The following is a 26,002-nucleotide window of genomic DNA, read 5'->3' as shown; positions in this document are numbered from 1 at the left end:
CTTCCTCTTTTCTATTTGATTTTGTTTCAATTGCGTTTGTTACCGAAGAAGAAAAAGTCTAATCCTTCTTCCTGCTCTTCTTTTGTAGTAGTGATCGTTGTGAAATGCATGGCTGATTTTAGAATCGCTGTTGTCAGCACATAGGCATACACGGCAGTAATGATGACACCAATCACTTGGATTCCTAAGAAGTACCAGCTGCTTGGATTTGTTAATAAATGGCTGTTAGTTGCAAAAATTCCGATCAGAATCGTCCCTGTGAATCCGCCCATTCCATGGACACCCCACACATCAAGTGCATCGTCCCATTGTTTCTTTTTACGAAAATCAACAGCAGCATGACAGACGATTCCAGCAATGATTCCGATCAACATGGCACTTTTTGCTTCTACATAACCAGCACAAGGCGTAATGGCTGCCAATCCAGCAACGGATCCTGTTAGTACGTCGACAAAATCAAAGCCATTTCCTTTTACTTTTGCAATAATCAACCAAGTAACCATCGCAAATGCAAGAGCGATGAATGTTGAACCAAATGCGTTGACTGCTTGATCATCTGCTCGAAGTGCACCACCGGAGTTAAAACCGAACCAGCCAAACCAAAGTAGACCTGTACCGATAGCAGCTGCCATAAGACTGTTATGCTGAGTTCTTTCGCCCATAGGAATCTTTCTTTGTCCAAGTGTGAGGATACATGCCAATGAACCGAATCCAGCTGTCGTGTGGATGACTGCACCGCCAGCGAAATCTCTAAATCCCATCTGATCCAAAAATCCGCCGCCCCATATCCAATGGCAAACAGGGAAGTAAATCAGCAGGTTCCAACAAACAACAAGGATAATATAGCCTTTTAAATTCAGTCTCCCTGCAAAAGCTCCTGTCATCAAAGGAACAGTAATCACGATAAACATCAGTTGGTAAAGAAAGAACATCAAAAATGGGATCGTCGCTCCATGGAACATGTTGGGGAAGCTTGTAACATGTCTCATCAAAAAGAAATCTGCCGGATTTCCAATCATACCGCCGATATCTCGTCCAAATGCCAATCCGAATCCACCGAATACCCACATGATCGTTGTTATCCCAACTGAGAGAAAAGATTGAGTCATGATCGTCAGTATATTATTCTTCCGTGCCAGTCCGCCGTAAAAAAATGCTAAACCAGGAGTCATCAAGCAAACCATCGCTGTACATAAAATCATGAATGCTGTATCTCCTGTATTGATAGGTAATGTATTCATTTTTTCGCCTCCTTTCTACGTTTACGAGTATAAAAGAAAATCTACTTGTATTTTTCTTCTGTTTTTTTGAATACATTCTTGTATTTATAAAAGACAGACAATCAATAAAAGCTTGGTGTGCTATGCTTTTTTATCGTTTTGACCAAATAAAGACAAAAAAATAAACGATCTTCTTTTATAGAAAACCGTTTATTTTCGTCTTTTTTTATTTTTCAAGCTATTTTTTCATAAGGAATAAAGAATACTTCATATAAAAATATATTAAAAAAGAACTGCAGCAAGTTTCACTACAGTTCTCAAATTTGTTCTTCATTTCAACATAAGTTTTTCTTCAATTTGCTTATAATTTACGTGCAAAGAATGAAACGACTAATACTAAAATGATTGCACCGATTAATGATGGAATGATAGCCATTCCTGCAATTGTTGGTCCCCAAGTTCCTAATAAAGCTTGTCCAATGGCTGAACCTACTAAACCAGCAATGATGTTTGCGATGATTCCCATTGATGATCCTTTATTCGTGATTGCTCCTGCAATTGCTCCGATGATACCTCCGACGATTAATGCCCAAATAAATCCCATTTTAAATTCCTCCTAACTGAATTTTTACTTCTTATTGTACACGTGGTTCGTTATTTTCTTTGACTTTTTGTGCACCTTTGCCTACAGCAGCTTTTGCTTTATCTGTTTGGCGTGAAGCAAATTGTCCTGTTGATTTTGCTGCTTCTGTTACTTTGTCTTGTACTGTTTCTTGATCTTTTTGGTATTCTTCTTGTGTTTTGATGTCTGCAACATTCACATTCACTTCGATAACATCTAAATGTGTCATATTGTTTACTTCAGTACTGATCAATTCTTTGATTTGGTTGTAGATGTCTTCGATGTCTTTACCGTATTCTACAATCACGTCTAAATCCACAGCTACTTGTTTCTTCCCTACTTCTGTATTGATACCTGCTGTTACATTATCTGTGTTGACTAATTTTTCAGCCATATTTGAAAAGAATCCGCCATCTAATGTCAATAGACCGTCTACATCTTTCAATGCATAGCCGATGATTTTTTGGATAACTTTGTCTTCATAAGTCAATTCACCATTCATCATACGGTTTTCCCCTTTTTCATTTGCTAAAACTGATCCATTTGTTGTGTTCATGTTTTTGTTTTCCATCTTTGTTTCCTCCTATGATTTAAAAAATTGATCCACTATTCCTGTCTGTTTCAAATAAAATCCGATTCCTGCGCCAATTGCTGTCATAATGATGATTAACAATGTTTTGAAAAATCCAATTGTTAACCATAAAACAGCTAGCAGTAGTCCAAGACCCCCAAAGATAATAGGGAGCTTGTATGCTGAAAATAGTTCTTTCATTATTTGGCCCTCCTATTCCACTCGAGAGTGCTTGTAGTCTCTTGTATCTTCTTGTTCTTCATAACCGCTGTATGTGACTGCTACTTTGACTGTTTCTTTTGTTCCAAGTACTCTAGTCACTTCTTCTTCGATGTCTTGCATCAGTACACCTGTTTTCCCTACTAATGAAGAAGTTCGCTTCAAGTCTCCGTTGACATGGATATGGATTCGATTTTTCGTTGAACGTATCCGTACTTTAGGTGAATGAATGAACTCTTCTTCGTGTAAATGGGAACGTACCAGCCCTTCGATCGCTTTTTTGTCGATCGTCAATTTGCCATCTTCCCGTTTCATAACGAAAGTTCCTCTTGATTTTGGATAGAAAAGAACGACTAGCAAGATGATAATAGCAAGAACGGCAAATACTACAGCTGCCCAGAAAATATATTGTTGCATGTAGTAATTCGTTAAGGTAAAGAAGCGAAATTGTTCCAATTGTTCAGGCATAATATACGGCGCATTGATTAACGCAATTGCTAGAAACACTGAAAGTAGCAGCAAACTCATGATAACACCGATTATTTTTAACCCCTTATTCATTTTCCACCTCCTATAAACTTATTTTTACCCTGTAAATAACTCTACCGACAATCACAGTATAGAGAGCAAATAGTTAGTTTAGCACCAATAAATAAAGCGCTACCAAACGATATTGGATCATAACGGCGTTTTATTGTCATTCTGATACTGAAATAACAACTAATCACTTATTCTCTATTTCTTTTTGATTGCTGGCTATACTTAAAGGATATTATTCAAGATTAAAAATTGCAAAGATTATGCTCAGTTATTATTACAAAATTCTATTTATTTATTAAAATTTTCCAGTGAAGAAAAAAACGCAATAAAATAACTTAAGTTACTTTATTGCGTTTTTACTTTATTTTTCTATTATCATTTTTCTTATTTTCTTCTTTGGTTTATACTATTCTTATAAACGCGAATTGTAAAATTAAGTTAGAAAAATAAAAAGGCATTTATGGTACACTCAAATTGTATTTCCGACGAAAGAAAACAAAGGAGTGTAACCATAAATGACCTACAAACATCTTACCATAGACGAACTGACAATGATAGAATCATATTATCTTCAACATAATAAGCCGGTTGAAATCGCTAACCGAATGGGACGTGCTATACAAACTATTTATAATGTAGTCAATAAGTTCAAGCAAGGCAAGACTGCTCTTGATTATTGGCACCAGTATAAAGAAAATAAGAAAAAATGTGGTAGAAAAGTCATTCAATTACCTGCTCATGAAGTAGATTACATTAAAGAGAAAGTCACTCTTGGTTGGACGCCTGACGTCATTATCGGGCGAAAAGAAAGGCCTGTTTCATGCGGTATGAGAACACTTTATCGTTTATTTTCTAAAGGAATATTTGATATTGACACACTACCGATGAAAGGTAAAAGAAAACCCAATGGCCATCAGGAAAAACGGGGAAAACAACAGTATCAGCGCTCAATCCATGATCGACCTGATAATTATCCTGATTTCAATTCTGAGTTTGGTCACCTTGAAGGTGATACGATCGTTGGCATTCATCATAAAAGTGCCGTCATTACTTTAGTTGAAAGATTATCTAAAGTCATTATCACGATTAAACCCAACGGCCGTAAGGCATTAGATATTGAAACTGCCCTTAATCAATGGTTTTCTCGCTTCCCTAAAAACTTCTTTAAATCTATTACGTTTGACTGTGGAAAAGAATTTTCTAACTGGAAAGCCATTAGTAACCAACATGATATTGATATATATTTTGCGGACCCTGGAACACCTTCTCAACGCCCATTAAACGAGAATTCTAACGGGATTCTGCGTCGTAATGGACTGCCGAAATCAATGGATTTTAGAGAAGTGAATCAGACATTTATTTCCAGTGTCAGCAATCAACGTAATCATATTCCAAGAAAATCATTGAATTACAGAACACCAATCGAAATATTTTTGAGCTATGTACAAGAAGCATTTTATTCTAGCTTAATTTGACAAATCATAAAATAAAAACGAGGTATGTCCTATGATGAAAAGATTGTATTATTCATTGATCATAACGATTGGCTATTTGATTGTATCGAATCTTGGAAATATGGTATTTGGTATCAGTAAAGAATTCAGCTGGACTACTACACTATGGGAATCTTTATTCTTTTTCATCTTTGTATTTTTGTTACAAAACTATCGAAAAAAATAAAACTGTGCCAACGATCTGTTGGCACAGTTTTTAGGACTTACGGTACTTTTTATTCGGCAATCCATTTTATTTTTACTTATTTTTCTACTTCTTTTTTTAATGCCTCTGGTACTTTTGGTTCATAAACTAAACCAATACAGGTACTTCCGCTTATTACAGCCTTTTCGGCAACGCTGATAGCAATTGTTGTGATTGCATGTGAGAGACTAAATTTAGTTTGTGTGTGTTTCATTTGATGATCTTCCTTTCTTTTTTTGGAATGAATACAAGTAAGATTGCGATCAACATACCCAGTAATATCATGACTCTTGAATCATCTGCTGGAATCACTGAACCGATCAGCGTGAGGCTTATTCCTGTTATAACTAGCTTGTTTCTTACGCTTCTCCTTTTTTGTTGGTCTTGTGCGATAAAGGAACTAATGATTCCTAAAACCATACTAAGAATAGCTGCTCCGATGAAATATTCGTAGCGTGTAAGTTCCAAATGGTAATGATTAGCCAAAACAGGTAGCGCCACCAATAATCCCATACTATAGAGCGTGCAGGCCATGCTTCGGCTTGCATGATATCCTTTTGCGTATCTTCGTACAGCAATAAAAGACAAATGAGTGGTGATCACAGCAAGAATGCTATGTAAGAAAAACGCTGATACGTAAATAAGCATGAACTTGAAAAGATTAATGAACAGGATCGCTAATCCATAGTTGACTTTTGCTTCATCCAGTTCTGTTAACCCATATTTCTCTCCGAGTTTTCTGCTCATCTTGCTTGACAGCTTCTCTTCAAGAGACAGATATTCATTTGGCATATCGTTCACCCCTTTCTCACTTTTGATTATACTAAAAATAAGGATGCATATATTAAAAAGTCAAAAGTGCGCGTTTTTTTACATAACTGCAGTGTTATCTTTCTTAATAACCCCCTTATATTCTTTAGAGCTAAAAATATTCTATAAAAAAAGAACGTGACATTCGTCACGCTCCTTTGCTAAATGCAATCAATAATTTTTTTAAACTTCGTGTGGAAACAAGACACTTTTCTCCGTTAGACATAAGGATCGTTCTTTCCTTCTTGTTGATGGAACAAATATTATCTACATTTACAACAAACGATTGATGGCAACGGTAAAAGCTCGGGCTAAACGATTCAATCTCTTTGATTTTTCCATTATATTCTAACATTCGGTTTTTAAGATGAACAATCACTTTGTGAGGAACAGGACTGGATTCAAAAAACAAGATTTCGTCTACGAACAATTTTGTGTTGATTGGTCCACTCTTAATACGAATCTGTTCTCTTGTAGGTAAAATTGTATCAAGATATCTTTGGTTAGCCACATCGATACATTTTGTCACGCTTTCTTGCAGCAGTGTATCGTTCCCCTTCACAATATAATCCATTGCTTCTACTTTATACAAAAAAGTGAGATAAGCTAAATCTGTGTAACTGGTCACAAAAATAATTTTTGCTAGTGGATCGTATTCTCTAATCGTAGCGGCTAGATTGATTCCATTCATATTGGAACTTAAGTCAATATCTAAAAAATAGATGCCTTCTGTTTTATTTGAACGTATATATGAAAGCAGCACTTCAGGGTCCGAGGTATCCATTTGAAATTTGATGTCATAATCTTGCATCATTAAATAATTTTGGATCATCTTTGCTAATTTCAATCTAAATGCTCCGTCATCTTCGCAAACAAAAATTTTCAACATAAAGATTCTACCCCTCCCAAATTGTCAGTATTTGAATAAACTGTCCTTCTTCGATTTTAGTATCTAAGTACACATTTTTATTCAACTGCACTAATTCATCAAGATTGCTTAGACCAATCCCACGTTCTTTCCCTTTTGATGAATAAGATTTTTTCTTTAATACATGTAAATCAGGTATATCAGAACGACATTTATTGGCAATAATAAAGGTTATCGCTTCTTCTTGTCTCAATCCGGCAAACAAGATTTTCGGCTTATCTATAATAGAAGATTCTTCAACTGCATTATCTAGAATGATCCCCAGCATCCGTACTAGCATGATAGAAGGAACGGGGAAAGCATCCAATTTTTGTGGCACATTTACGTCTATTTCTATTCCTTTTTCATGAGCTAGATACAACTTGCTCAACACAATGCTTTTTATTTCCTTGACTTCAAGATTTCTTATCGGTGACATTTCTAATAATTCCTGATCAAAAAGAGTTCCAGTTTCCTTGATATGGGAGTAAAAAAAATGTTTCATCCCATCTATATCATTACTTTGGATGTAATTTTCCATAGAAACTAGTATGTTTTTGTAGTCGTGCTTGAACTTGCGTATTTCCATATAACTTTTTTCGATTTGCTCACTATATTCGATAAGATATTCCATTCGATTCTTTTCTTCTTTACTTTTATATTCTGCCTTTTTTATATAAACAGCTAAAAAGCTGATAAGAATAGCAAAAAGGCTATATGCCAGCATAAAAATCCCATGAGCACCCTTCATGAAACAGTCTAAATCTGAAAAGCGTTCAATCATAAGAAAAATGAAATAAATCAAAAACGTAGCAATAACAGTATACTTACTAATATCATATACCATCGATTCAAGGGGTACTTTTTTCAATATATGATTCCTTAAATAAAATGCGAAACATAAATATAAAATAATTGATAAAAAACACATACCCAAATCATTCATCGTTATAGATAATGATTTTAAGATAACGTAAATCAGATAATTAGAAAAAATAAGTAGGATAATAGATAACGAAGCATAGAATAAAGCTGATTGAAGCGTCTCTTCATGATAAATCACGAGAGCACACATGACTAGCCATACCAAACCAGTGGCAATTACATTTATCCATTGATAAAGTACCGATATCAATAGGATAACCAAGATTGATAATAAAGCATACTTTTTATTTCTTAGTTTCTTGTTCAAATAGCCCAATCCAACAAACATCGTCATCAGCTGTCCTGATATGAGTAGAGAATAACTTAACTGTAAAATATTCAATTTTAGAACCTCACTTTATGCATGTTTTACATAACAAAATAAACAGCAATTATGAATAAAAAAATTTATTTTTTAAGTTTTCCCCATAAAAATTGTAACATAGTTTACTAACTATTTGTAAATAACATATTTAAAAGTTTCCTTATAAATCAAAAAGAATCAAATGCTTACTTCAATTAAAACTCTCAAATACTATAAAACCACATTTGCTAAAAACGGCAAAAATTTATTGTTTTTCGATAAAAAGTAATTGCTTTTCAATAATTATTCTGCTATATTTTAGCTATCAAAGATAAAAGAGGGATAACAATGAAATTAAAAACATTATTATTAAAGTTTGTTGTTTTAGGTATAAGTGCCGTATTTATTTTATTCGGTATACTTTTTTATACTCAGATTGCTACAAGCGAAAAAGGATTCACTTTTGATTGGCAGACGACTTTATTTGTTTCTGTCATCTACTTCGCCCTTCTCTTAGGGATTATTATTGCTTATTTCTTATTGAGACTGTTGAAACAAATCGAAGAAAACCAGGCCTTTTCTAATCAAAGCTTAGACATTCTAAAAAAAATCGAACGAACGATTTTGATTATTGGTTTCGCCTTTTTCGGCTTGCTTCCTAAATTTTTGAAAGTAGCAGATTTAGATGATGCTCCTGGTTTGATGTTGGTAGGAATTGCTGTCGTATTCATTCCTTTTGCCGTATACACTTTGACAAGCGTGTTGGAAAATCTGCTCGAACACGCGATTTTACTTAAGACAGATCATGATTTGACAGTGTGAGGTGCGACATGGCTATTATCGTTAATCTAGATGTAGTATTGGCTCAAAAAAAGATGAGTGTAACAGAATTGAGTGAAAAAGTGGGTATTACGATGGCAAATATCTCTATTCTAAAAACCGGAAAAGCAAAAGCTATCCGTTTTTCCACCCTCGAAAAAATCTGTGAAGTATTAGAGTGTCAACCGGGAGATTTGTTAAGTTATCAAAAAGACCCCGATCCTATACCAAAAAAATGAATATAAAGCATAACAATCAGTAAAAAAATAATCTGAATAATAGATGTATGAGACCTTTAGCGGTCATTACATCTATTATTCAGATATTTTTTATTTTGATGGAATATCCTGTTGTCTATAGATACATATTTACACGTAGAGAGACTTTTCTTCTACTACTTGGTACTTCTCCTGATAAAAATGGAGAAGATTTTGGATCTCACGTTGATTTGGAAATAGAGAAATACCGAAGACCGGAATGTTTGTCTCCTCATCCATCCTCGCATTCGTAAGGATACAATCGATATCTGGATAGTATAATTTCCTTTCTTTCTGATAAAAGTTTGGGAGAACACAAAATTGATAATAATCTCCCAATTTTTCTTGCAATCTTTTTGCTATGTATTCCGCCTGTTTTTTTCTTGAATTTGTGACTATCACTGCTTTTAATTTATTTTCTTTCCCTTCAATATATGGTAACAATAATGGCCAGTCGATAAGAATTTCTAAGATAGCATGGCGAACAAATGAATCAAGTTCAGGAATGACGTATCCTTTTTCTCTGCAGTCCTCTACCATCCTTCCCTTCAATTCTTCATATAAACAGGCTAAAATCGACGGATCGACTATCGTTGTCTGGCTTGGATCATTTAGGATATATTCTGGGAATCGTGGTTGTGTCAGTATCTCTTTACATCGTTGAACGATCAGATCTTTGTTCTCACATTCCAACTGATATTTTTTTCCAAGCAATCCATCCATGTCATTAAACAATTACTGATACAAAAATGATACTCTCTTTGCTCGCTTGCATTCCTTATTTTCAAAGCAGTATAAATGACTTCTGTATCAAATATCCACTGCCAGATTTTTTCTTCCCGTGGCAAAGAAAAATGGCTCAAGTGATTTTTCTCCAAGAATGAAAAGGTGAAACAGCTGATTTTCTTTTGCTCCATTCCCATTTTATTTTTGTTGAATCGTTGTATACGACAAGCAATAAAAAAATGTAAAAAACATAAGGTTTTCGGATCATTTTTTGCTACCTCATATAGTTGATTTTCTTTTAAAAATAGGATAACCGCATCATAAATTGCCTCGCTAAAAGAACGATTAAAAATACTAGCAGGAGAAGGATATTTTTCCATCAACAAACGAGCTGTAAGACCGTCGATCACCTGACCCTCTCCGACAATCCGTGTCAACCCTTTGATCCTCAAATCGTATTTTTTTATTTTTGATTGGATTTTCTTTACGATTCTTCGCAATGTACTTTCTGAAATAAACAGATACTCTGCTAATTCTAAATAATTCTCTTTTGGATGTAGCAGTATGGTTTCTAAATATTTATATTCAGTAGATTGAGAGATTACGATCTGATAAATATGATCTTTTGTGAAGGCAGGTGAAAATATAGCTGTCACACCAGCATCCCGATCAGTGACGATTTGGATATCGGAAGAATATGTATTGATTTCTATAAAATCGTTCCGCAATGTTTTTCCAGAACTTGCCAATCTTTTTTCTAATTGACTAAGACGGCAACGTTCCCCCTCGAATAGTATTTCTAACAGATTCAACTGACGTTGTAATTTTTTTGAGAGAAGATTCAACATGTTTTCACCCCTTTCTAACAAAAGTCTTTTGATACATCCTGATAGATAAATGTAAAAGCACTCAATGTCGGTTTCCCTTATTGAGTGCTTGTGATTATATTATATCGTGTATCTGCTTTGGAAATTGGAGCTTTGAGAACTATTTTTTCTTACTTAAGCAAAAATCGGTTATTGATTTTCAGCTTTCTCTTTTGTTTTTCTTCTCATAACAATCGCCCCTATGCCTGCTACTAACGCGATACCAATCAATGTCCATGCAGTATTCCTAGTTGCATTGGTTTGTGGCATATTCAGTGAAGATTCATTATCTGCACTTGTTGTTGGATCATCTTGGATGCTTGGCGTCGTTCCTTCATTTCGTTCCGTACTGCCGCTTGTATCTTCATTATTTGTATGATTATTTTGTGATTCATTCGTACTGGAATTCGTTGTGTGATCACGTACTTCATACGGCATATTCAATTCTGTTGAAAAACCGCCATAAGAACTGTCAGTCGTCACGTTGACTGCGGCATTGTTCCGACCAGGAGTCGATGTGTCGATTTCAGAATTTAAAGAGACTGTATAAAGATTTTCTGGAATGACCTTGTCATTTACTTTTACATTTTTGATAAATGATTTAAGATCGAGATCCGTTGCACCTCGTGGGATTTCTACTTTATTAGCTTCTACATCAATTTTCCCGCTTGGTTCGAACCCATATTCTGTGACTTCATAATAAGCATATTGAGAACCGTAAGTGAAGTTCTTCTCCTGCTCATCTTCCATCAACATATTTCGTCTAAACTCTTTCGTATGATAGATCCTGACAATGTCTCCTATGTTGACATTCAATGGCTGTCCACTATTGAATCGAGACAATGCTTGTTCGATCGTCCGGTTTCCTGTTACATCATATGTGAATCTGCTAGTGGTATTATCTTTGTTCATCACATCGAATTGATAATAAATCGAGCGATCGGAATAATCATGCACTACTTTGGACAACTCTGTATTTGCCACACCTTGAGATGCTCGGATGATCATTTGTGTATTCTGAGTGTTCGGATTTGTCTGTTTAATTAGACTGAATGCGCCAATCGTTGCTCCATCATTGTTTTTGACTCGGATCGTGCTTCCCCATTTCACTACATAAGGGATCTTCACTTCTGTGAATCCAGTACCATCAGTCGTGCTTACTCTCACACGAACCCCTTTTTCTCCCACAGTTGTTGTATCAAAGTTAGACAATTGTTCCACCGTATAAAGATCACTCGTTAGCGGACGTCCGTTGAAAGTCACATTTTGGATCAATTCTGCCGGGTTCACTGTATTCGTCTCATGCCCTAACAGCAGTTCTTGTGAAATCGGATCTGCCTTGATATCTGTAAACGGCTCAAACCCTTCTTCTGTTACTTTATAATAGGCATAATTAGAACCCCCAGTGTAATCTCTGACCATTTCATCCATCATCAGAAGATTTCTTCCTTGTGTCTCCGCATGATAGACTTTGATGGTATCTCCTACATTGACTGCTAACGGCTGCCCACTGTTGAATCCATTCACTGCTTGACGGATCAAGGTATTCCCTGTCACTTCATAGTTGTATTTTCGCGTGTCGTTTTCCAGTACTTCGATAGCATAATAGATTCCTCTGCCGAACGGATTGTTCACTGGACGATTCAAGTCCGTGTTACTTGAACCAGGAGAAGCATGGATTGCTAACTGATCGCCTTCTTTTAATAAACTAAACGCACCGACGGTCATTTCTTCCAGTCCTCGAAGAACGAATGTACTTCCCCACTGTACTTCATAAGGCACTTCGATTTCGGTTTCAGCTAACCCATCATTCATCGTAATCTTTACTTTTGTCGTTCGTTTTCCAGTTGTACTTGTGTCAATCTCTGACAATTGTTCAATCGTGTAACGATCCTCTGAGATACTTTGATGATTGATCGTGACATCTTTGACTAGTTCTTTGACATCTAATGTGCTGACGTCATCCATCAAAGAGAACATTTGCGAAGTCCCTTCTGCTTCCATCACTGGAATCGGTTCTAGTCCGAATGCAGTTACTCTGTAATAAGCATATTCGGAATCATAAGTGAAATCCCGTTCTTCTTCATCAATCATGACAATTGAACTGTTTGGCGATTTCTGCGGATGATAGATCTTGATCACATCATCCAATCGTACATCATAGTAACCATTCCCGTTCCCAAAGTTAGCGATCACTTGTCTTAAGGTATCCCTACCAAGCACTTCATAATTGTAAACCGACTGATTGTTTCTCAGGACTTCCAAAGAGTAATACAAGGCGTGCATCGATTCTTCCGTACCGACCCGTTCATCTAATGCTGAAGGCAACCCACTGGTAACGGTTAATCTAGCTGCATTCCCACTTCTCAGATGCAGGGAATAAGCTCCTGCTGAACCACCTTCGCTTGACTTGATCATGAACGTATCTCCCCAAAGATAATTGACTGATGTTTCGGCTGTTCCTTTGATCGTCTCCCCTGAAATCGGGTGTTTCGCTTGTACCGTGATTCGAATATCTTGTTTGCCAGCGATTGTATTCGTCGGCTCTGTCGATTCTGCTGCGACGAATTCTAGATCATCGATCGCAACCGATTCCCCTTCAAAAGTGGCTTCTTCGATGTAATTTTTAAACGTACTTGCAAGTGACGCAGAAGTTTCTCCTAATGTACGGTCTTCCATTGGCTTCAATTTCAGCTGGATTGCCGGATCAGGTAGTACAGGAAGTGGTTCAAATCCAAAAGCCGTGACACGATAATAGGCATTATCTGTCCCGTAAGTGAAATCCTGCTCTTTTTCTTCCACCATCAAAACTGAGCTTCCTGCACTCCTTTGCGGATGGTGAATATTAATGATATCGCCCAACTGTACATCAAGGTATCCATTTCCATTTCCGAATGTCGTGATTACTTGCTGTAGAGTAGCTCTCCCCGGCACTTCATGGTAATAAGCTTGTTGGTCATTTCGTAGCACCTCAATAGAGTAATACAACGAATCTTCCAGACCAATCCGTTCATCAAGAGGAGAATCTAATCCTCGAGTTGCCACGATTCGAGCATTATTCCCATTTCTCAACTGGAAGGCGTATGCGCCCGCTGATCGTCCATCATGGGCTTTCAATAAGAACGTGTCGCCCCAACGGATGTTGATGGACGTTTCGGCAGTACCTTTTACCATGACATCACTATCTGGATGTTTTTTTGCACTGTTATTCTCACCTTTTGTTTGCCGACTGTAGAATAGTCTGGCTCTGTTGATTCCGCCGCAACAAATTCTAATTGATCAAAGTCAATTGCTTCACCAAACATGGACGCTTCTTCGATATATTCTCTGAAATTACTTGCTAATGAATCATAATTCATACCAAGATTGCGATCTTCTATATCTTTTAATTTTAGTTCTATTCCTGAATGTGGCAAGACTTCCATGGTAGTTGAACTGGTTGCTTCTCTTCCATCGCTCGTCGTAGCTTTTACTCGCCACGTATAAGTACCAGGTACTTGCGTACTTGCCTCAATCCACTCAAGCCTATGCGTACCATGAAAATTTATTACTTCAAAATAATCTTCTGGTGTTGGTAACTTTGAATATTGATAGATTTCATTCGTCCCAGCTTTTGGTGTCACTTGTAGAGGTGCTGGTTGAACAGTAATCGGCACTGACACATTAGCCGTTCGTCCCGTCTCATCAGTGACTGTTATCTCCCCATTTATCTGTCCTACTGATGACGTATTTGGGACTTTTCCATCTTTCCAGTCAATCGTGACACGTCCTACAGTATTCCCTGTAGTGATATATGTTGAAGGGGCAGGTAATGTATCATTTTGAGTAATCACATGCGGGCTAGTTTTTGCAGTAGCTGTAATTACCCCATGTGATTGTAAAGTCCCCGGAATCTCGATACTGATTGGACGTGTAGTACCACTTAGCGTAACATCTCTGAAATATGGTGGAGAGCTAAACCATTCACCGTAAGAAAGCAATATCGGTAAATTAAAGTCTACTTTCGTTGTATTTAGACTTCCCCATCTCACTCTTGTAATCCTAGCAAATATGTGGTCAACGGAGGTCCCTTCTCTTGCGGCATATACTCTTAAACGCCAGTTTCCACAAGTTGAATCTGTTGTAACCGACCACAACCCCGAGCCCAAACCATCACGATCAGAATAAAGAAAAAGAAGGTTATGCTGAACAAATTCTCCCACACTAGGCGCAATATCCGTATCCTCATAATCAAAATTCCATCCTCTCTGAGTGATACGTTCGAAAGTGATTTCGGTATCCTTAAATTGGGACGCTGATGTATTTGACATAGCTCGGTCGAGACTACGTTGTATTTGATTTCCAACAGCAATTCGAATTTCTTCTCTATTCCTTTCGGCAGAATCGAATGCACTAGAATAATCAGTCAATACTGGAGTATTTTCTTGTATTTTTTTTATCCTTGCACCCGCGGTTAACATAGCGCTTTGTCCTAATCCTAATGCAGAAGTAGACAAACTATCTTCTGTCTTCTCTTTCAATGTTTGTTCTTCTAGTTTTTCTTTTTTCTTGCTCTGTTTTTCCAGCTGCCTCAATACTGGGACTTCCATGTCGCGTAAAGCAGAGGTAGCTTCTACTACGGTACCGCCCATATTCCCTAGAACCAGTCCTAAGGAGAGTGTACTAGTTAATAGCTTTTTTATTTTTTTCAATGAACGTTTTACCTCCTTTATTTTTCCTATACAGATCAAAAGCGATCTGCTTTAAACCGTCAGCAAAGAAGGTATGCTATTTTCTTGTCTTAAACATAAATAAATAGTGTAAAAAATAGTTTTGCTTGTTTCCAACCTCCGTAGCTTTTGCTCATTTGTCACAAATCGAATCGATCAAATAGTATTGATTTTGCTAAACACCTAACGATCATTTGTTGTGACAAACTTGACGGTCAGCATTGTACGTGAATTGCTACTGTTCCCCCTCTTACGATCTTTGAATATGTAGTTCTCTCCCCAATAATCGTAACTGGGTGTCTCCCACTCCTTTCTTTTTGGTTTTATGCGGGAGCAAACTCCCACATTTATACTGTAAAGGGGTTCTTTCTATTATGTAATGCCACTTTTTCCCATTTAATATGGAGTTTTTGACAGAATATTTCGAATAACAACGATCCACTACTCTTTTTTCTTTTTATCGTCAATTTGATAATAATGATTATTTATTTAAAAATATATTAGATAACATTTGTTACGACACGAAAAAGCTTCACAAACAAATATCGTTATTTTAAAATGAGGGCGAACTCACACATTTAGGAGGAATAGTATGCCATTCATCGTTTACTTTTTTCTTTCATTACTCGTGATCTATATCCCATTACCTACATTTTTCCTGCTCGTCAATCGTCTAGCAGAGCAACATGATACGATTACTGCTCTAACGAAACTTTGTTTACTTCTATTTGTTTGTCTAGATTACTTTACGAGCTATTATTGGCTAAAACAGACAAGAGTAAAAAAGAGATATTATTTCTTCCTTGTCTTTTTCAATCTCTTTGAGTTTCTGATCCATTGCTTTTTACTTCATCAGTATCATACGATCCATTTGTGGATCATCTGGGTCTTTCAAGTGGTCGTACTATTCTGTATGTTCACCTTTCCTCTCTCAAGAAAATTTAGGGAGACATTGTTTTGTTAAAAAAAGGTGGGGAAAGCTTCTCTGTATCAATAAAGACACATTTAAGGAAAATTGGTCAATATATTGGTTTCCCCTTAAAAACTTTTAAAAATCTAATTGGGAATTTGCCTACACAAATAGAGCGTGAGACAAAAGTAAAGAACACTTTTGTCTCACGCTCTAAACACGTATAAACGGCAAACCATGTCGAACTATTTTTGTTTGGCTGTTCTTATTACTTGAGGCAGAACAGCTTATTCACGACCTCTTTATTAAAAGTCTTTTTACAGTTTTCTAGCAAAGAATGAGACAATCAGTACTAAAATGATGGCCCCAATCAATGATGGCACAATTGCCATTCCTGCAATACTTGGTCCCCAAGAACCTAATAATGCTTGACCAAGTGCTGATCCAACTAAACCTGCTACGACATTTGCAATAATCCCCATCGAAGAACCTTTATTCGTGATTGCTCCTGCAATTGCTCCGATAATTCCTCCGACGATAAGTGACCAAATAAATCCCATGTTTCGTTCCTCCTAATGTTTTGCTTCCTTATTACTGAACGCGTGGTTCTGTATTTTCTTTTACTTTTTCAACGCCGCTTCCAGCTGCTGATTTTACTTTATCTGTTTGATTGGAAGCAAATTCACCGGTTTTTTTCGCTGCGTCAGTTACTTTGTCTTGCACCGTTTCTTGATCTTTTTCAAATTCTTCTTTTGTTTTGATGTCCACTACGTTAGCGTTGACTTCGATCACATCTAAGTGTGTCATATTTTTTACTTCTTTGCCGATTACTTCTTGCATTTCTTCAAAGATTTTTTCGATATCTTTGCCATATTCCACAATGATATCCATGTCAACTGCTACTTGTTTTTTACCGACTTCTGTTTCGATTCCAGCCGTTACATTATCTGTATTCACAAGTTTTCCTGCCACATTAGAGAAGAAACCACCGTTTACAGATAATAAGCCGTCTACTTGTTCAATTGCGATTCCAATGATTTTTTGCACCACTTTATCTTCATAATTCAACTCACCGCGCATCGAATCTTCTTGCTCAGAGCCATGGTTTTCTTGGTCGTTTGTATGTTGTGAACCAAGTTTTCCTTGTCCGTTTGAGTGTTCAGAACCAAGTTTTTCTTGTGCTTTCGCATGATCAGAAGGATGCTTTTGTTCCTCTAATGGTTTAGAAGGATCGATTGCATCATGTTGTTCTGGAACTTTAGATTCTGGAGAGCCGGGATGATGAGGCGCATGTTTTTCTGCGTCATGTTTCTTTTTTTCTACACCTTGTTGAACATTTGGCACGACTGGATCTGGATGTGCAGATACTGGTGCTGTTTTGTTCTTTTCATCGTTCACACCATTTGATTGGTTTGGTGTCGTTGGGTCTGGATGTGCAGACACTGGTTTTTGGTTGTTCATTTTATTGTTGTTATTATTTTTGTTATTGTTATTCATGGATGTTTCCTCCTAAGATTTAAAATAGTGATCTAAAATTTTCGTTTGTTTCAAATAAAAACCGATAGCGACACCGATAGCTGCCATGATCAAGATCAATAAAGTCTTGAAAAAGCCGACGGTAATCCATAAAACGGCTAGTATCAACCCAAGTACCCCAAAGATGATAGGGAGCTTGTATGTCGAAAATAGTTCTTTCATTTTTGGTCCCCCCCTATTCTACTCGTTTGCGGTCATTGCTTCGTTTAGCTGGTTCTTCAAAGCCTGTGTATTTCACCGATACTTTCACTGACTCTTTTGTGCCTAATATGTGTTGCACTTCGTTTTCGATTTCTTTCATCAATGTTCCAGTTTTACCAATGAGTGCTGAAGTTCGTTTCAACTCCCCTTTTACATTGACGGCGATCTTGTTTTTCGTTGCTTTGACATTTACTTTTGGTGAATGGATAAATTCATCTTCATGCAAGTGAGAACGAACCATTCCTTCGATTGCTTTTTTATCCAACGTCAACTCCCCATCACCATGTTTCAGTAAAAAGGTTCCGATCGTTTTTGGATAAAACAAGAAAACAAGCAATGTGATAATCGTCAAAATAGCAAATGCAACAGCAAGCCAGAATACATATTGTTGCACATATGAATTAGTGATGGAAAAGAATCGAAACTTCTCTAATTGAAAAGGCAGTGGATAGGCTGCACTTAATAGTATCGCAAACAAGAGTATAGATAGCAAAAGTAACGTTCCGATCACTCCAAGCGTTTTTACTCCTTTATTCATTTTCGCACCTCCTCATAGGGGTGAAACGATCAACTTTTTATAAGTTGATCGCTTCTCCACCAGTTACTCCGTAAATTTGAGCTGTGACATAACTTGCTTTATTCGATGCTAAGAAGACATAGACCGGTGCTAATTCTCCTGGTTGACCTGCACGTTCTAGTAAACTTTGCTGACCAAATTCAGGAATCGAATCAGAAGGCTGACCTTCGTCTAGTTGTAGCGGTGTCCAGATTGGCCCAGGTGCTACGCCATTTACACGGATTCCCTTAGGAGCAAGTTGTTTTGCTAAGCCAATCGTAAAGTTAGCAATTGAAGCTTTTGTTGCTGCATAATCCAACAAATGTTCACTTGGATTGAAGGCTTGGACAGAAGTTGTTGTAACAATCGCTCCTCCTGCAGGGATATGCGGAACAGCTTCTTTCACTAAAGCAAACATAGCGATGATGTTGACCATGAATGTGTCTTTGATTTGTTCAAGTGGCAGTTCAGTAATGGACTGGCAAGAAATTTGCTGTCCTGCATTCAATACCATCGTATCTAGCCCACCAAGCTCACTTACTGCTTTTTCAATGATTTCTTTAGGTGCTTGTTCATCACGAAGATCAAATGGTAGTAAGACGATTTTACGTCCAGCATCTTTGACGTATTTAGCTACTTCTTCTGCATCTTTTTCTTCTCCTGGGAAGAATTGAAGAGCGATATCTGCACCTTCTCTAGCAAATGCAATCGCTGCTGCACGACCGATCCCTGAGTCTCCACCAGTGATGAGTACACGGCGGTTTTCCAGCTGATTATTACCCTCATAGGATTCTTCTCCGCAATCAGGAACAGGAATCATGTTCTGCTGTAAAGCTGGTGTATCCTGATCTTGCTTAGGAAATTTCTCCGTATGGTACAGATTTCGCGGATCGATTAATTTTGGTTCTGTCATTGCTGTATTCCTCCTAGTTTTTCTAAATTGTATTGCCAAAACAAATTTCTTTGTTTGATACCTGTTTTAAATAGTTTGTTTAATTCGTATAATCTTTTCGGTATAGATGGTAGCCTAAAACCGCCGCTGCTATCAAAGAGCCGAATACTACGAGAATAAATCCTAAAGCAGAGCTTTTACCCGGCAATCCTCCTGTATTCATTCCCCAAATCCCTGCAAACAACGCAGGTACGGAGATGATCAGTGCAGCTGAATCTAGGTACTTCATGATATGGTTTAGGTTATTATCCATCATCCCATTGAATAAATCACCAATACTCTCCAATAAGTCTCGATAGATCTCGATCATTTTTTCTGTTTGTCGCTGTCTCAAATGAACATCATAAAGCAACTGTTCATCGTCTAACCGTTTGATGAACGTTTCAGAATTCCATAATTGATTCATTGTTTCTCGCTGATCTCTTAAGGTATGATCGATATACACTATGTCTCTTTCAAGATCTGCCTGTTTATACAATTCCTCATTCTCCGTCGTTTTACGAGCTGCTTTATCCAAAGCATCAATTCTATGCTTCATTTCTCTTAGTTCTTTCACGTAATGGGTATAAATATCCAGTAATGTATACGTGATGATCTTTTCAAACGAGTTTAAATGATCTCCATGCTTTGTCAGTAAGCGATCCACGAACTCGGTTTTTCTATCGATACATGTAATCAAGAGATTATCGGAAAGTACAAAAGATATTGGTGTCAATTTTTTTTCGATACGATTATCTGACTGATCCAGATTGATCACAACTAAAGAAAATGGATGCGCTAATTTGGTCTCATAAAGGCGTTCCATCCGAGAAACTTCTTCCGGATATTCCGTGCCTACGAAAATGTCATCTGGAAGCTCGAATTCTTTAATTGCCTGCTGGATCTCTTCTGGCTTTGTATTATCGAGAATAAGCCAGTTGTATTTGTTTTCATCTGTTTCTGTGACTTTCTTTTCATCATCCACAAAGTAGTATCTCAATGTATACCTCCTTTCTGGACTTTTCAAAAACGATTAGCTGAAGAAGCAGTTCTTTAATTTGATATTATAATCGAGTACTGCACTTTCATTTTCTAATGAGAAGCTGTCAAGCTGTTTATTAAAGTCCATGTTCAGTCGTTTACCGAAATAACTTTGTTCTACTTTAGATGTATAGATTTCCAGTAAAGGATGCTCGATTTTTGTAGCATACTCTCCGAATTCCGAAACAAAAGGAATGATTTGGAAAAAGCTGCCTTTTGCAAAAGCACCTTTATCCCTTAAAAATGGATCGGAATCATTGATGAGAGCGAGTGCAATTTTTGTATTTTCCCCCACTTTTTCGATTAACGTCTCTACTGCATTTTTAGACAGTGTAATTTCCATTCCTACTCCCCCTGTTCAGTTGTAGTCTTGTATTATTTAACAACTACGTCTGTTTTTTGTTGAACTTTTGCATATTTTGGATATTTAGGGAATTTAGCCACACAACGGAACGCCGTCATCCCTGCATATTTTTCGTAATATTTCTTCGTTGGTCCTTCAAAATCCTTGCTCCAAGGTTTCACATGTCCTGAGAAATGGATAATATAAGGATTGTTGCGTGTTTCTTCGTATTCACGTTCACCTGCTGCTGTTGGATGTTTCTTTGCTTTAGCCATGATATAGCCTTGTGCATTCCAACGCGGATGAAGCGGAAGCCAACGATCATGTAAGATTGCATTTAATGCATCTTGGTCATGGAATCTTAATTTTTCTGGATTATGTTCGATGAAGTCTAATACTTTTTGCGTAATATTTTCATCTAACCATTTTTTTACATTGATCAGCATCAATCCTGAGTTGAAGTAACGCATTGATTTAGCTGGAATCTCCATTTTTTCTAATCTTTGATGGAACCCAGCGTCTTCAACAGCTGCTACGATTGAATCACCGAAGTCAAGACGCCATAATTTAGAGATATCTTGTAAAGCGATCATGTCGCAATCCATATATAAGATACGTTCGACTTCCGTGCCGCGGAACAATTCTGGAATCGCTATGCGGTAATAAGCTGTTTCTGGAATACGATCGCTGATTACTACATTTGTAAAGAATTCTTTATTGATTTTCAAAAATTCTACATCTGAATTCATTCGTGCATTTTTCACTGAGAAGCGTAAAAGCTGTTTGCTTTCAAAATCGATATCGTCGTCAATCACATAGAACCGAACAAACTTAGACGGGTTGCAATTATCTAATACTGAGACAAATAATGCAGCTAAATGCGGTACGAATTTTGTGTTACAACTTGCGACTACTGCTATTTCTTTTTTATTCATTGATCTCGCCTACTTTCGTTAGAGTACTGTGTGCTAATTTTTTTAAGTATAAATTGGTATACGGATGATCTTTCAATGTATTCCAAGGTTTATCATGTCCTGTAAAATGAACGATCGAAGGTTTTTCATTTCCTTCTTTATACAGACGTTCATATTTTTCATTTGGTGCTGGGTGTCGTTCAAAAATCAAAGAAGTCTGCATGTTCCATTTTGGATGAAGTGGTTCCCAGTCTTCATAAAGGACAGCATTCAAAGCATCTTGATCGTGATAGATGATTCGATCACCATTTTCACTTAAATAATGGATAGTTTTTTCTGTAATTTCTTTTTTATTCCATTGATCGATGTCAATCACCATCACCCCTGAATTGAAGTACAAGTCATCGGAATCTATTCCTAATCTTTCCAATGCTTTCACTTGTCCTGGATCGATAATAGCGCCGATCGTTTTTCCATTTAATGGTTCATCATATAGTTTTACGATATCGTCTAGCACTAACACATCTGAATCTAAGTAAAGGACTTTTTTATAATCCTCTTTAGCTAATAAGTTGGGTAAAGAAATTCTTAAGTAAGCGGTAGTTGTGATATGGTCGCTGACTAGGAAGTCTTCGTAGATATCTTTTTCCACTGTCAGGAATTGGATACTTGCATTACTTGAATATTTATTTACCGTTTCTTCCAATCCTTGTTTACTATATTCTGATAGACCATCGTCAATCACATAAAATTTTATGCGTCTTGTTTTATTGCAATTTTCTAATGCAGTGGCGATCATCACGCTCAAGTAAGGAGCATAATTTTCGTCTGAAGCAGTCACCACAGGAACTACGCCGTATCTCTTCTCCATCAAAATCACTCCTTTTTCTAATCTTTTTCTAACCTGTTCTACATCTAGAATATTCCTCATTTGGCATTAAAGCAAAATATATGCTTTGTTTTCATTGAATATTTTAAAATATTTTCATCACAAAACGCATTGGTAAGCGCTAACTATTCGTTTTTCATGGCTTTTTATTCAAAGGTATTGACCAAAAACTACTATATATAGCCACCTTTTTCTTAAGAATATTTTTTGAAAAAATTCATAACGGCAAAGCAAGTTAGTTTCATTTTTTTGATTTCTCATTTAATCTTAAGGTAACAGGAAAATAGATATGTAAAAAGAAAGTAGGAAGATAAAATGAAACTAGCAGCGATTGATTTAGACGGTACCTTGCTTGATCGAAATGGAAAGATACCAGAAGAAAATATCCAAGCACTTCGGAAATTTGATGAAAATTGCGGAATCGTAACAGTAGCTACAGGAAGGAACAGCATTTCTGCTAAAGATATTTTTTCCGAATTAGGAATCGGCGGCTATTTGATTTCTTCCAATGGTTCGCTGATTGCTGAAATGAAGGATGGAAAGATGGCAAAGGTTCTCAGACGTTCGAAAATAGATATCGATACTCTGAAAAAAGCCTTCTTCTATGCTCAAGAAGCAAAAATCTCAATTATTGCCAGCCGAGAAACCCAAGATGATCAGCTGACATTCGATGAATCTAATCTTGTCAAAGACGACCCCTATTATGAGCATTTCAATCTGCAGAATCATTCTTTTGATCAAATTTTAAGTATGTTAGAAGATCCTTCTCTTAGCTATCTTAAATTAGCGTTAACAGATAAGAGTGAAGAAAAACTACAGAAGCTACAAAGCGATTTGCAAGCAGACGGCATCAATTCAGTATTCTCTGATCCGCATTTCTTAGAAATCACGCCTACAGGTATCACTAAAGCTCATTCACTTGTTTTTCTGGCGGATTACCTTGGAATCGAGTCGAGTGACATCATGGCTTTTGGCGATCAAGAAAACGACATTGCTATGTTGAATTATAGTGGGTTGAGTATTGCGATGGGGAATGCACAGCGGCAAGTAAAAGAAATTGCAAACCAAGTAACACTGACGAATGAGGAAGCTGGTGTTGCTTATATTTTAAAAAACTTCTATTGAAAATAAAAAAATGACGTCATGAACGTAGGAGGAAAGAAAATGTTAGTTATTATCGATATGCAAAATCATATTCTTGATCCAAACAGCGAATTTTATATTCCAGAATCAGACCAATTGGCGGAACGCATTGCTAAACGATTAGCTAAAGCACGCAAAGACAAGGAATATATTCTATTCACACGGGATATTCCAGTCGAACTGAAGGACAAAGAAGAGGAACGGGAAGATTTGCAATTGATCCCTCTTCTTTCTCCCCAAGAAAATGAACGAGTGATCAAAAAGTATTACTTTACGATCCCCCCTGAAACTTTAGCTGAAATCAAAAAGACTTTGTTTGAAAGCAAAGAAGAACAAAAAGAGATCGAAGTGGTTGGGATCGAAACAAACTTATGTGTGCTCTCTAATTTGATAGGCTTGCAGAGTGCGTTTCCTGAAGCTGACTTTTTTGTTGATCCAACGTTAGTTTCTAGTAGAAAACATGGAGAATCTGCGTTGGAACTTCTGAAAGATTTCAATGTTTCGATCATTGAACCTAAAAAATAGACAGTCACACGTATGCTACAGTCTATTCTTTATATAAGTTCTATTATCATTTAGCAAGCAAATAAAAAAGAAAAAGCACGAAGAACTGTTTTCAGTCTTACGTGCTTTTTCTACAAAAGTATATTGGCTTTTCCATGACACCTTGGTAAACAGTGTTCTCCTGCCAACTCCTCAGTCACAAGTCACAATATTCAACAAACATGGGAAGCTGTTTTTTGAAATTGCTCCTTGTGACTCAGAGTTAAACGGTAGGCTCACGACCTCTTTCTTAAATGGTGTTCAATCAGCTGACTCTCGGTATTAGCTTAACAAACGGCAAAATATGAGGAACTATTTTTCCGTTTGTTTCTCTAATACTCAGGTCAAAACGCTGATTTCACAACCTCTTCCTTAAACGGTGTTCAAAAGCTTGCATCTGCGGTAATAAGTCCAACCAAGTTAAAAACATAAGAAGCTGTTTTTACTTGGCTGTTCTTATTAGTTGATGCAGGGCAGCTTTTTCACAACCTCTTATGTACCTTGTAGGACTCGAACCTACGACCGGACGGTTATGAGCCGTCTGCTCTAACCAACTGAGCTAAAGGTACATCATCATGAGATATATTTTAGTTACTTTTTAACTATAGCACGAATTATAGACGCTCACAAGCTTCAAAATATAAATAATATGATATATTTATTCTTATTTACTTGACTTGAAACTTGACTATTTTTTACTTGCTTATTTTAGAAGAAATGCTATTCTTTTAAAAATTCTCAATGCTAGGAGTGATTATTTTGCCATTTATTGCGATTTTATTCGATTTGGTTGCGGCAGCAGCTTACTTTCTCCAATACAATCATCAAAGTTCAGAAGTCCTGTTTGTTGGAATGATTTTCCAAGGTGTGATCACCCTTCTCCTTCTCATCATGATAATCAGCTACAAAGGAAAAAAATATGCACGTGTCCAGACAGAAATATTTGTTAAATATGTTTCTATTCGTTACGGGATCATCATTCTTTCCTTTTTAATGAATGCAATCGTCCTCTTTTTATATGTATTGAATTACTTAAATATCAATCCATTGATTTTTTCTAGATAGATAACTTGTATTTAGCGGAACAGTTCTCGCGTATGAGCAGAGAGCTGTTCCGCTTTTTCATCGGTCTATTCTTCTTTGATTTTCCTAGCATTTCATTTGTGATGTATGCAATAACATGTTATCTTTTATTAGAAGAAACGTTGAGGAGTCCGTTACATGATTACGTTGGTTAGAGTTTTGTTTTGGTTGCCTTCGGTCGTCCTGATCGCAATTATTTTTTATCTTATGCATTGGAACAAAGAACGGCTTTATTTAGCTGTTTTGACTCTTCCGGTTATTTATTTTATGTGGAAGGTTTTTAATTACAACTACTTTGAACCTGATAGTGTTTTTGTAGAAGAATTATCAGGGTTGGTTTTGTCTCTATTAATCGTCATTCTTTATTTGATACGTTTAAATAAAAAACATTGAGTCCTATTGATTGCTTGTGTAGCTTTCTATGGTCATTACAACTATCCTATTATGATGAAAGGTGATTAAATGAGTATCGAAGAAGCTATTTTACTGGATACTTTACGTTGTCGTCTGAATTTTTTAAGAACTGGCCGATCTTTATCCCAAGTAGCTGTTTCTAGCGCGTTAAGTATTCCTTTATTCAAATATCGTAAATACGAACAAGGGGAAGAAATTCCAAGTATCATTGAATTGATCTACATCGCCGACTTTTACGATATTTCCGTTGACTACCTGATTGGTCGCTCAGAAACAGCAAGCAAACTGAAATGATTTTTTCCAGCC

Annotated in this window: 32 protein-coding genes and 1 tRNA gene; 10 read left to right on the top strand and 23 right to left on the bottom strand. The window is 36.7% G+C overall.

What is annotated here, in order from left to right:
- Positions 1-26: 26 nt before the first annotated feature.
- From QK255_RS06310 to amaP (QK255_RS06290), 5 genes are all read right to left on the bottom strand, one after another.
- A complete protein-coding gene (locus tag QK255_RS06310; protein ID WP_047937253.1) occupies positions 27-1,241 on the bottom strand; it encodes an ammonium transporter in 1,215 nt (404 codons plus the stop codon).
- A gap of 340 nt (positions 1,242-1,581) precedes the next feature.
- Positions 1,582-1,824: a GlsB/YeaQ/YmgE family stress response membrane protein gene (locus QK255_RS06305; RefSeq protein ID WP_002290686.1), complete on the bottom strand. Its 243-nt coding sequence runs from the start codon at positions 1,822-1,824 to the stop codon at positions 1,582-1,584.
- Positions 1,825-1,855: 31 nt separating this feature from the next.
- Entirely contained in the window at positions 1,856-2,413 is a 558-nt protein-coding gene (locus QK255_RS06300) for an Asp23/Gls24 family envelope stress response protein (RefSeq protein WP_002290684.1), read from the bottom strand.
- Between the two features lie 12 nt (positions 2,414-2,425).
- A complete protein-coding gene (locus QK255_RS06295) occupies positions 2,426-2,614 on the bottom strand; it encodes a DUF2273 domain-containing protein (RefSeq protein WP_002290682.1) in 189 nt (62 codons plus the stop codon).
- Positions 2,615-2,626: 12 nt separating this feature from the next.
- Positions 2,627-3,193 (bottom strand): alkaline shock response membrane anchor protein AmaP, encoded by a 567-nt coding sequence (amaP, locus tag QK255_RS06290; protein ID WP_002290680.1) that lies wholly within the window; start codon positions 3,191-3,193, stop codon positions 2,627-2,629.
- A gap of 494 nt (positions 3,194-3,687) precedes the next feature.
- On the opposite strand from amaP (QK255_RS06290), the gene QK255_RS06285 reads away from it, so the two are divergent.
- Positions 3,688-4,647, top strand: a complete 960-nt coding sequence (locus tag QK255_RS06285; protein WP_002293280.1) for an IS30-like element IS6770 family transposase — start codon at positions 3,688-3,690, stop codon at positions 4,645-4,647.
- Between the two features lie 31 nt (positions 4,648-4,678).
- Positions 4,679-4,852, top strand: a complete 174-nt coding sequence (locus tag QK255_RS06280) for a hypothetical protein (protein ID WP_002291299.1) — start codon at positions 4,679-4,681, stop codon at positions 4,850-4,852.
- 76 nt (positions 4,853-4,928) lie between these two features.
- Here QK255_RS06280 and QK255_RS06275 read toward each other — a convergent pair whose 3' ends face one another.
- The 4 genes from QK255_RS06275 to QK255_RS06260 form a co-directional block, all read right to left on the bottom strand.
- Positions 4,929-5,084, bottom strand: coding sequence for a cyclic lactone autoinducer peptide (locus tag QK255_RS06275; protein WP_002291297.1), 156 nt, complete (start codon positions 5,082-5,084; stop codon positions 4,929-4,931).
- Positions 5,081-5,662, bottom strand: coding sequence for an accessory gene regulator B family protein (locus QK255_RS06270; RefSeq protein WP_002291295.1), 582 nt, complete (start codon positions 5,660-5,662; stop codon positions 5,081-5,083). Before QK255_RS06270 ends, QK255_RS06275 begins: the two co-directional genes overlap by 4 nt.
- Before the next feature lie 166 nt (positions 5,663-5,828).
- Positions 5,829-6,569 (bottom strand): LytR/AlgR family response regulator transcription factor, encoded by a 741-nt coding sequence (locus QK255_RS06265; protein ID WP_002291293.1) that lies wholly within the window; start codon positions 6,567-6,569, stop codon positions 5,829-5,831.
- 7 nt (positions 6,570-6,576) lie between these two features.
- Positions 6,577-7,854 carry a GHKL domain-containing protein gene (locus tag QK255_RS06260; RefSeq protein ID WP_002342192.1) on the bottom strand — a complete coding sequence of 426 codons (1,278 nt, stop codon included), beginning with the start codon at positions 7,852-7,854 and terminating at the stop codon, positions 6,577-6,579.
- Between the two features lie 309 nt (positions 7,855-8,163).
- Here QK255_RS06260 and QK255_RS06255 point away from each other — a divergent pair, with 309 nt between their 5' ends.
- Together QK255_RS06255 and QK255_RS06250 are read left to right on the top strand one after the other, a co-directional pair.
- A complete protein-coding gene (locus QK255_RS06255; protein WP_002306633.1) occupies positions 8,164-8,637 on the top strand; it encodes a DUF2975 domain-containing protein in 474 nt (157 codons plus the stop codon).
- Positions 8,638-8,645: 8 nt separating this feature from the next.
- Positions 8,646-8,873: a helix-turn-helix domain-containing protein gene (locus QK255_RS06250; protein WP_002291287.1), complete on the top strand. Its 228-nt coding sequence runs from the start codon at positions 8,646-8,648 to the stop codon at positions 8,871-8,873.
- A 129-nt stretch (positions 8,874-9,002) separates the two neighbouring features.
- Here QK255_RS06250 and QK255_RS06245 read toward each other — a convergent pair whose 3' ends face one another.
- From QK255_RS06245 to QK255_RS13425, 4 genes are all read right to left on the bottom strand, one after another.
- A complete protein-coding gene (locus tag QK255_RS06245; protein WP_258076337.1) occupies positions 9,003-9,584 on the bottom strand; it encodes a hypothetical protein in 582 nt (193 codons plus the stop codon).
- Positions 9,560-10,465, bottom strand: coding sequence for a helix-turn-helix domain-containing protein (locus QK255_RS06240; RefSeq protein ID WP_260651069.1), 906 nt, complete (start codon positions 10,463-10,465; stop codon positions 9,560-9,562). The genes QK255_RS06245 and QK255_RS06240 overlap by 25 nt, the downstream gene beginning before the upstream one ends.
- Before the next feature lie 168 nt (positions 10,466-10,633).
- Positions 10,634-13,657, bottom strand: coding sequence for an LPXTG cell wall anchor domain-containing protein (locus tag QK255_RS06235; protein WP_193809834.1), 3,024 nt, complete (start codon positions 13,655-13,657; stop codon positions 10,634-10,636).
- The gene (locus QK255_RS13425) at positions 13,651-15,174 is read right to left on the bottom strand and encodes a hypothetical protein (RefSeq protein ID WP_002342190.1); all 1,524 of its coding nucleotides are present in this window, start codon (positions 15,172-15,174) and stop codon (positions 13,651-13,653) included. The genes QK255_RS06235 and QK255_RS13425 overlap by 7 nt, the downstream gene beginning before the upstream one ends.
- A 610-nt stretch (positions 15,175-15,784) precedes the next feature.
- Here QK255_RS13425 and QK255_RS06230 point away from each other — a divergent pair.
- A complete protein-coding gene (locus QK255_RS06230) occupies positions 15,785-16,156 on the top strand; it encodes a hypothetical protein (protein ID WP_002342189.1) in 372 nt (123 codons plus the stop codon).
- A gap of 263 nt (positions 16,157-16,419) precedes the next feature.
- Here QK255_RS06230 and QK255_RS06225 read toward each other — a convergent pair whose 3' ends face one another.
- The 9 genes from QK255_RS06225 to QK255_RS06185 all read right to left on the bottom strand — a co-directional run bounded on the left by QK255_RS06225 (position 16,420) and on the right by QK255_RS06185 (position 22,495).
- Positions 16,420-16,662: a GlsB/YeaQ/YmgE family stress response membrane protein gene (locus QK255_RS06225; protein ID WP_002291278.1), complete on the bottom strand. Its 243-nt coding sequence runs from the start codon at positions 16,660-16,662 to the stop codon at positions 16,420-16,422.
- A gap of 31 nt (positions 16,663-16,693) precedes the next feature.
- A complete protein-coding gene (locus QK255_RS06220) occupies positions 16,694-17,599 on the bottom strand; it encodes an Asp23/Gls24 family envelope stress response protein (protein ID WP_002291276.1) in 906 nt (301 codons plus the stop codon).
- Positions 17,600-17,611: 12 nt separating this feature from the next.
- The gene (locus QK255_RS06215; RefSeq protein ID WP_002291274.1) at positions 17,612-17,800 is read right to left on the bottom strand and encodes a DUF2273 domain-containing protein; all 189 of its coding nucleotides are present in this window, start codon (positions 17,798-17,800) and stop codon (positions 17,612-17,614) included.
- 13 nt (positions 17,801-17,813) lie between these two features.
- A complete protein-coding gene (amaP, locus tag QK255_RS06210; RefSeq protein WP_002291268.1) occupies positions 17,814-18,377 on the bottom strand; it encodes an alkaline shock response membrane anchor protein AmaP in 564 nt (187 codons plus the stop codon).
- 37 nt (positions 18,378-18,414) lie between these two features.
- Entirely contained in the window at positions 18,415-19,308 is an 894-nt protein-coding gene (locus tag QK255_RS06205; RefSeq protein ID WP_002291266.1) for an SDR family oxidoreductase, read from the bottom strand.
- A gap of 79 nt (positions 19,309-19,387) precedes the next feature.
- On the bottom strand, positions 19,388-20,311 hold the full coding sequence (locus QK255_RS06200; RefSeq protein ID WP_185953552.1) for a magnesium transporter CorA family protein: 924 nt from the start codon (positions 20,309-20,311) through the stop codon (positions 19,388-19,390).
- 48 nt (positions 20,312-20,359) lie between these two features.
- Entirely contained in the window at positions 20,360-20,710 is a 351-nt protein-coding gene (locus QK255_RS06195; RefSeq protein ID WP_002291264.1) for an iron-sulfur cluster biosynthesis family protein, read from the bottom strand.
- Between the two features lie 32 nt (positions 20,711-20,742).
- Positions 20,743-21,645, bottom strand: coding sequence for a glycosyltransferase family 8 protein (locus tag QK255_RS06190; protein WP_002291262.1), 903 nt, complete (start codon positions 21,643-21,645; stop codon positions 20,743-20,745).
- Complete coding sequence (locus tag QK255_RS06185; RefSeq protein WP_002291260.1) at positions 21,638-22,495, bottom strand: glycosyltransferase family 8 protein; 858 nt, start codon at positions 22,493-22,495, stop codon at positions 21,638-21,640. The genes QK255_RS06190 and QK255_RS06185 overlap by 8 nt, the downstream gene beginning before the upstream one ends.
- A gap of 333 nt (positions 22,496-22,828) precedes the next feature.
- On the opposite strand from QK255_RS06185, the gene QK255_RS06180 reads away from it, so the two are divergent.
- A complete protein-coding gene (locus tag QK255_RS06180; RefSeq protein ID WP_283341616.1) occupies positions 22,829-23,638 on the top strand; it encodes a Cof-type HAD-IIB family hydrolase in 810 nt (269 codons plus the stop codon).
- A gap of 39 nt (positions 23,639-23,677) precedes the next feature.
- Positions 23,678-24,181, top strand: coding sequence for a cysteine hydrolase family protein (locus QK255_RS06175; protein ID WP_002291257.1), 504 nt, complete (start codon positions 23,678-23,680; stop codon positions 24,179-24,181).
- 513 nt (positions 24,182-24,694) lie between these two features.
- On the opposite strand, the gene QK255_RS06170 is transcribed toward QK255_RS06175, so the two are convergent.
- Positions 24,695-24,768: transfer RNA gene (locus QK255_RS06170), tRNA-Ile, on the bottom strand.
- Between the two features lie 172 nt (positions 24,769-24,940).
- Between QK255_RS06170 and QK255_RS06165 the strand changes: the two genes are divergently transcribed.
- The 3 genes from QK255_RS06165 (at position 24,941) to QK255_RS06155 (ending at position 25,990) form a co-directional block, all read left to right on the top strand.
- Complete coding sequence (locus QK255_RS06165) at positions 24,941-25,264, top strand: hypothetical protein (RefSeq protein ID WP_002306612.1); 324 nt, start codon at positions 24,941-24,943, stop codon at positions 25,262-25,264.
- A gap of 156 nt (positions 25,265-25,420) precedes the next feature.
- Positions 25,421-25,675: a hypothetical protein gene (locus QK255_RS06160; protein WP_002306610.1), complete on the top strand. Its 255-nt coding sequence runs from the start codon at positions 25,421-25,423 to the stop codon at positions 25,673-25,675.
- A gap of 69 nt (positions 25,676-25,744) precedes the next feature.
- Positions 25,745-25,990 carry a helix-turn-helix domain-containing protein gene (locus QK255_RS06155; RefSeq protein WP_002306609.1) on the top strand — a complete coding sequence of 82 codons (246 nt, stop codon included), beginning with the start codon at positions 25,745-25,747 and terminating at the stop codon, positions 25,988-25,990.
- The last annotated feature ends 12 nt before the right edge of the window (positions 25,991-26,002 follow it).

Origin of the sequence: Enterococcus sp. ZQ21, assembly GCF_030053755.1 — a bacterium.
In the GTDB taxonomy this organism is placed as follows: domain Bacteria; phylum Bacillota; class Bacilli; order Lactobacillales; family Enterococcaceae; genus Enterococcus_B; species Enterococcus_B lactis.
This window is presented reverse-complemented; position numbering and strand designations above follow the sequence as displayed.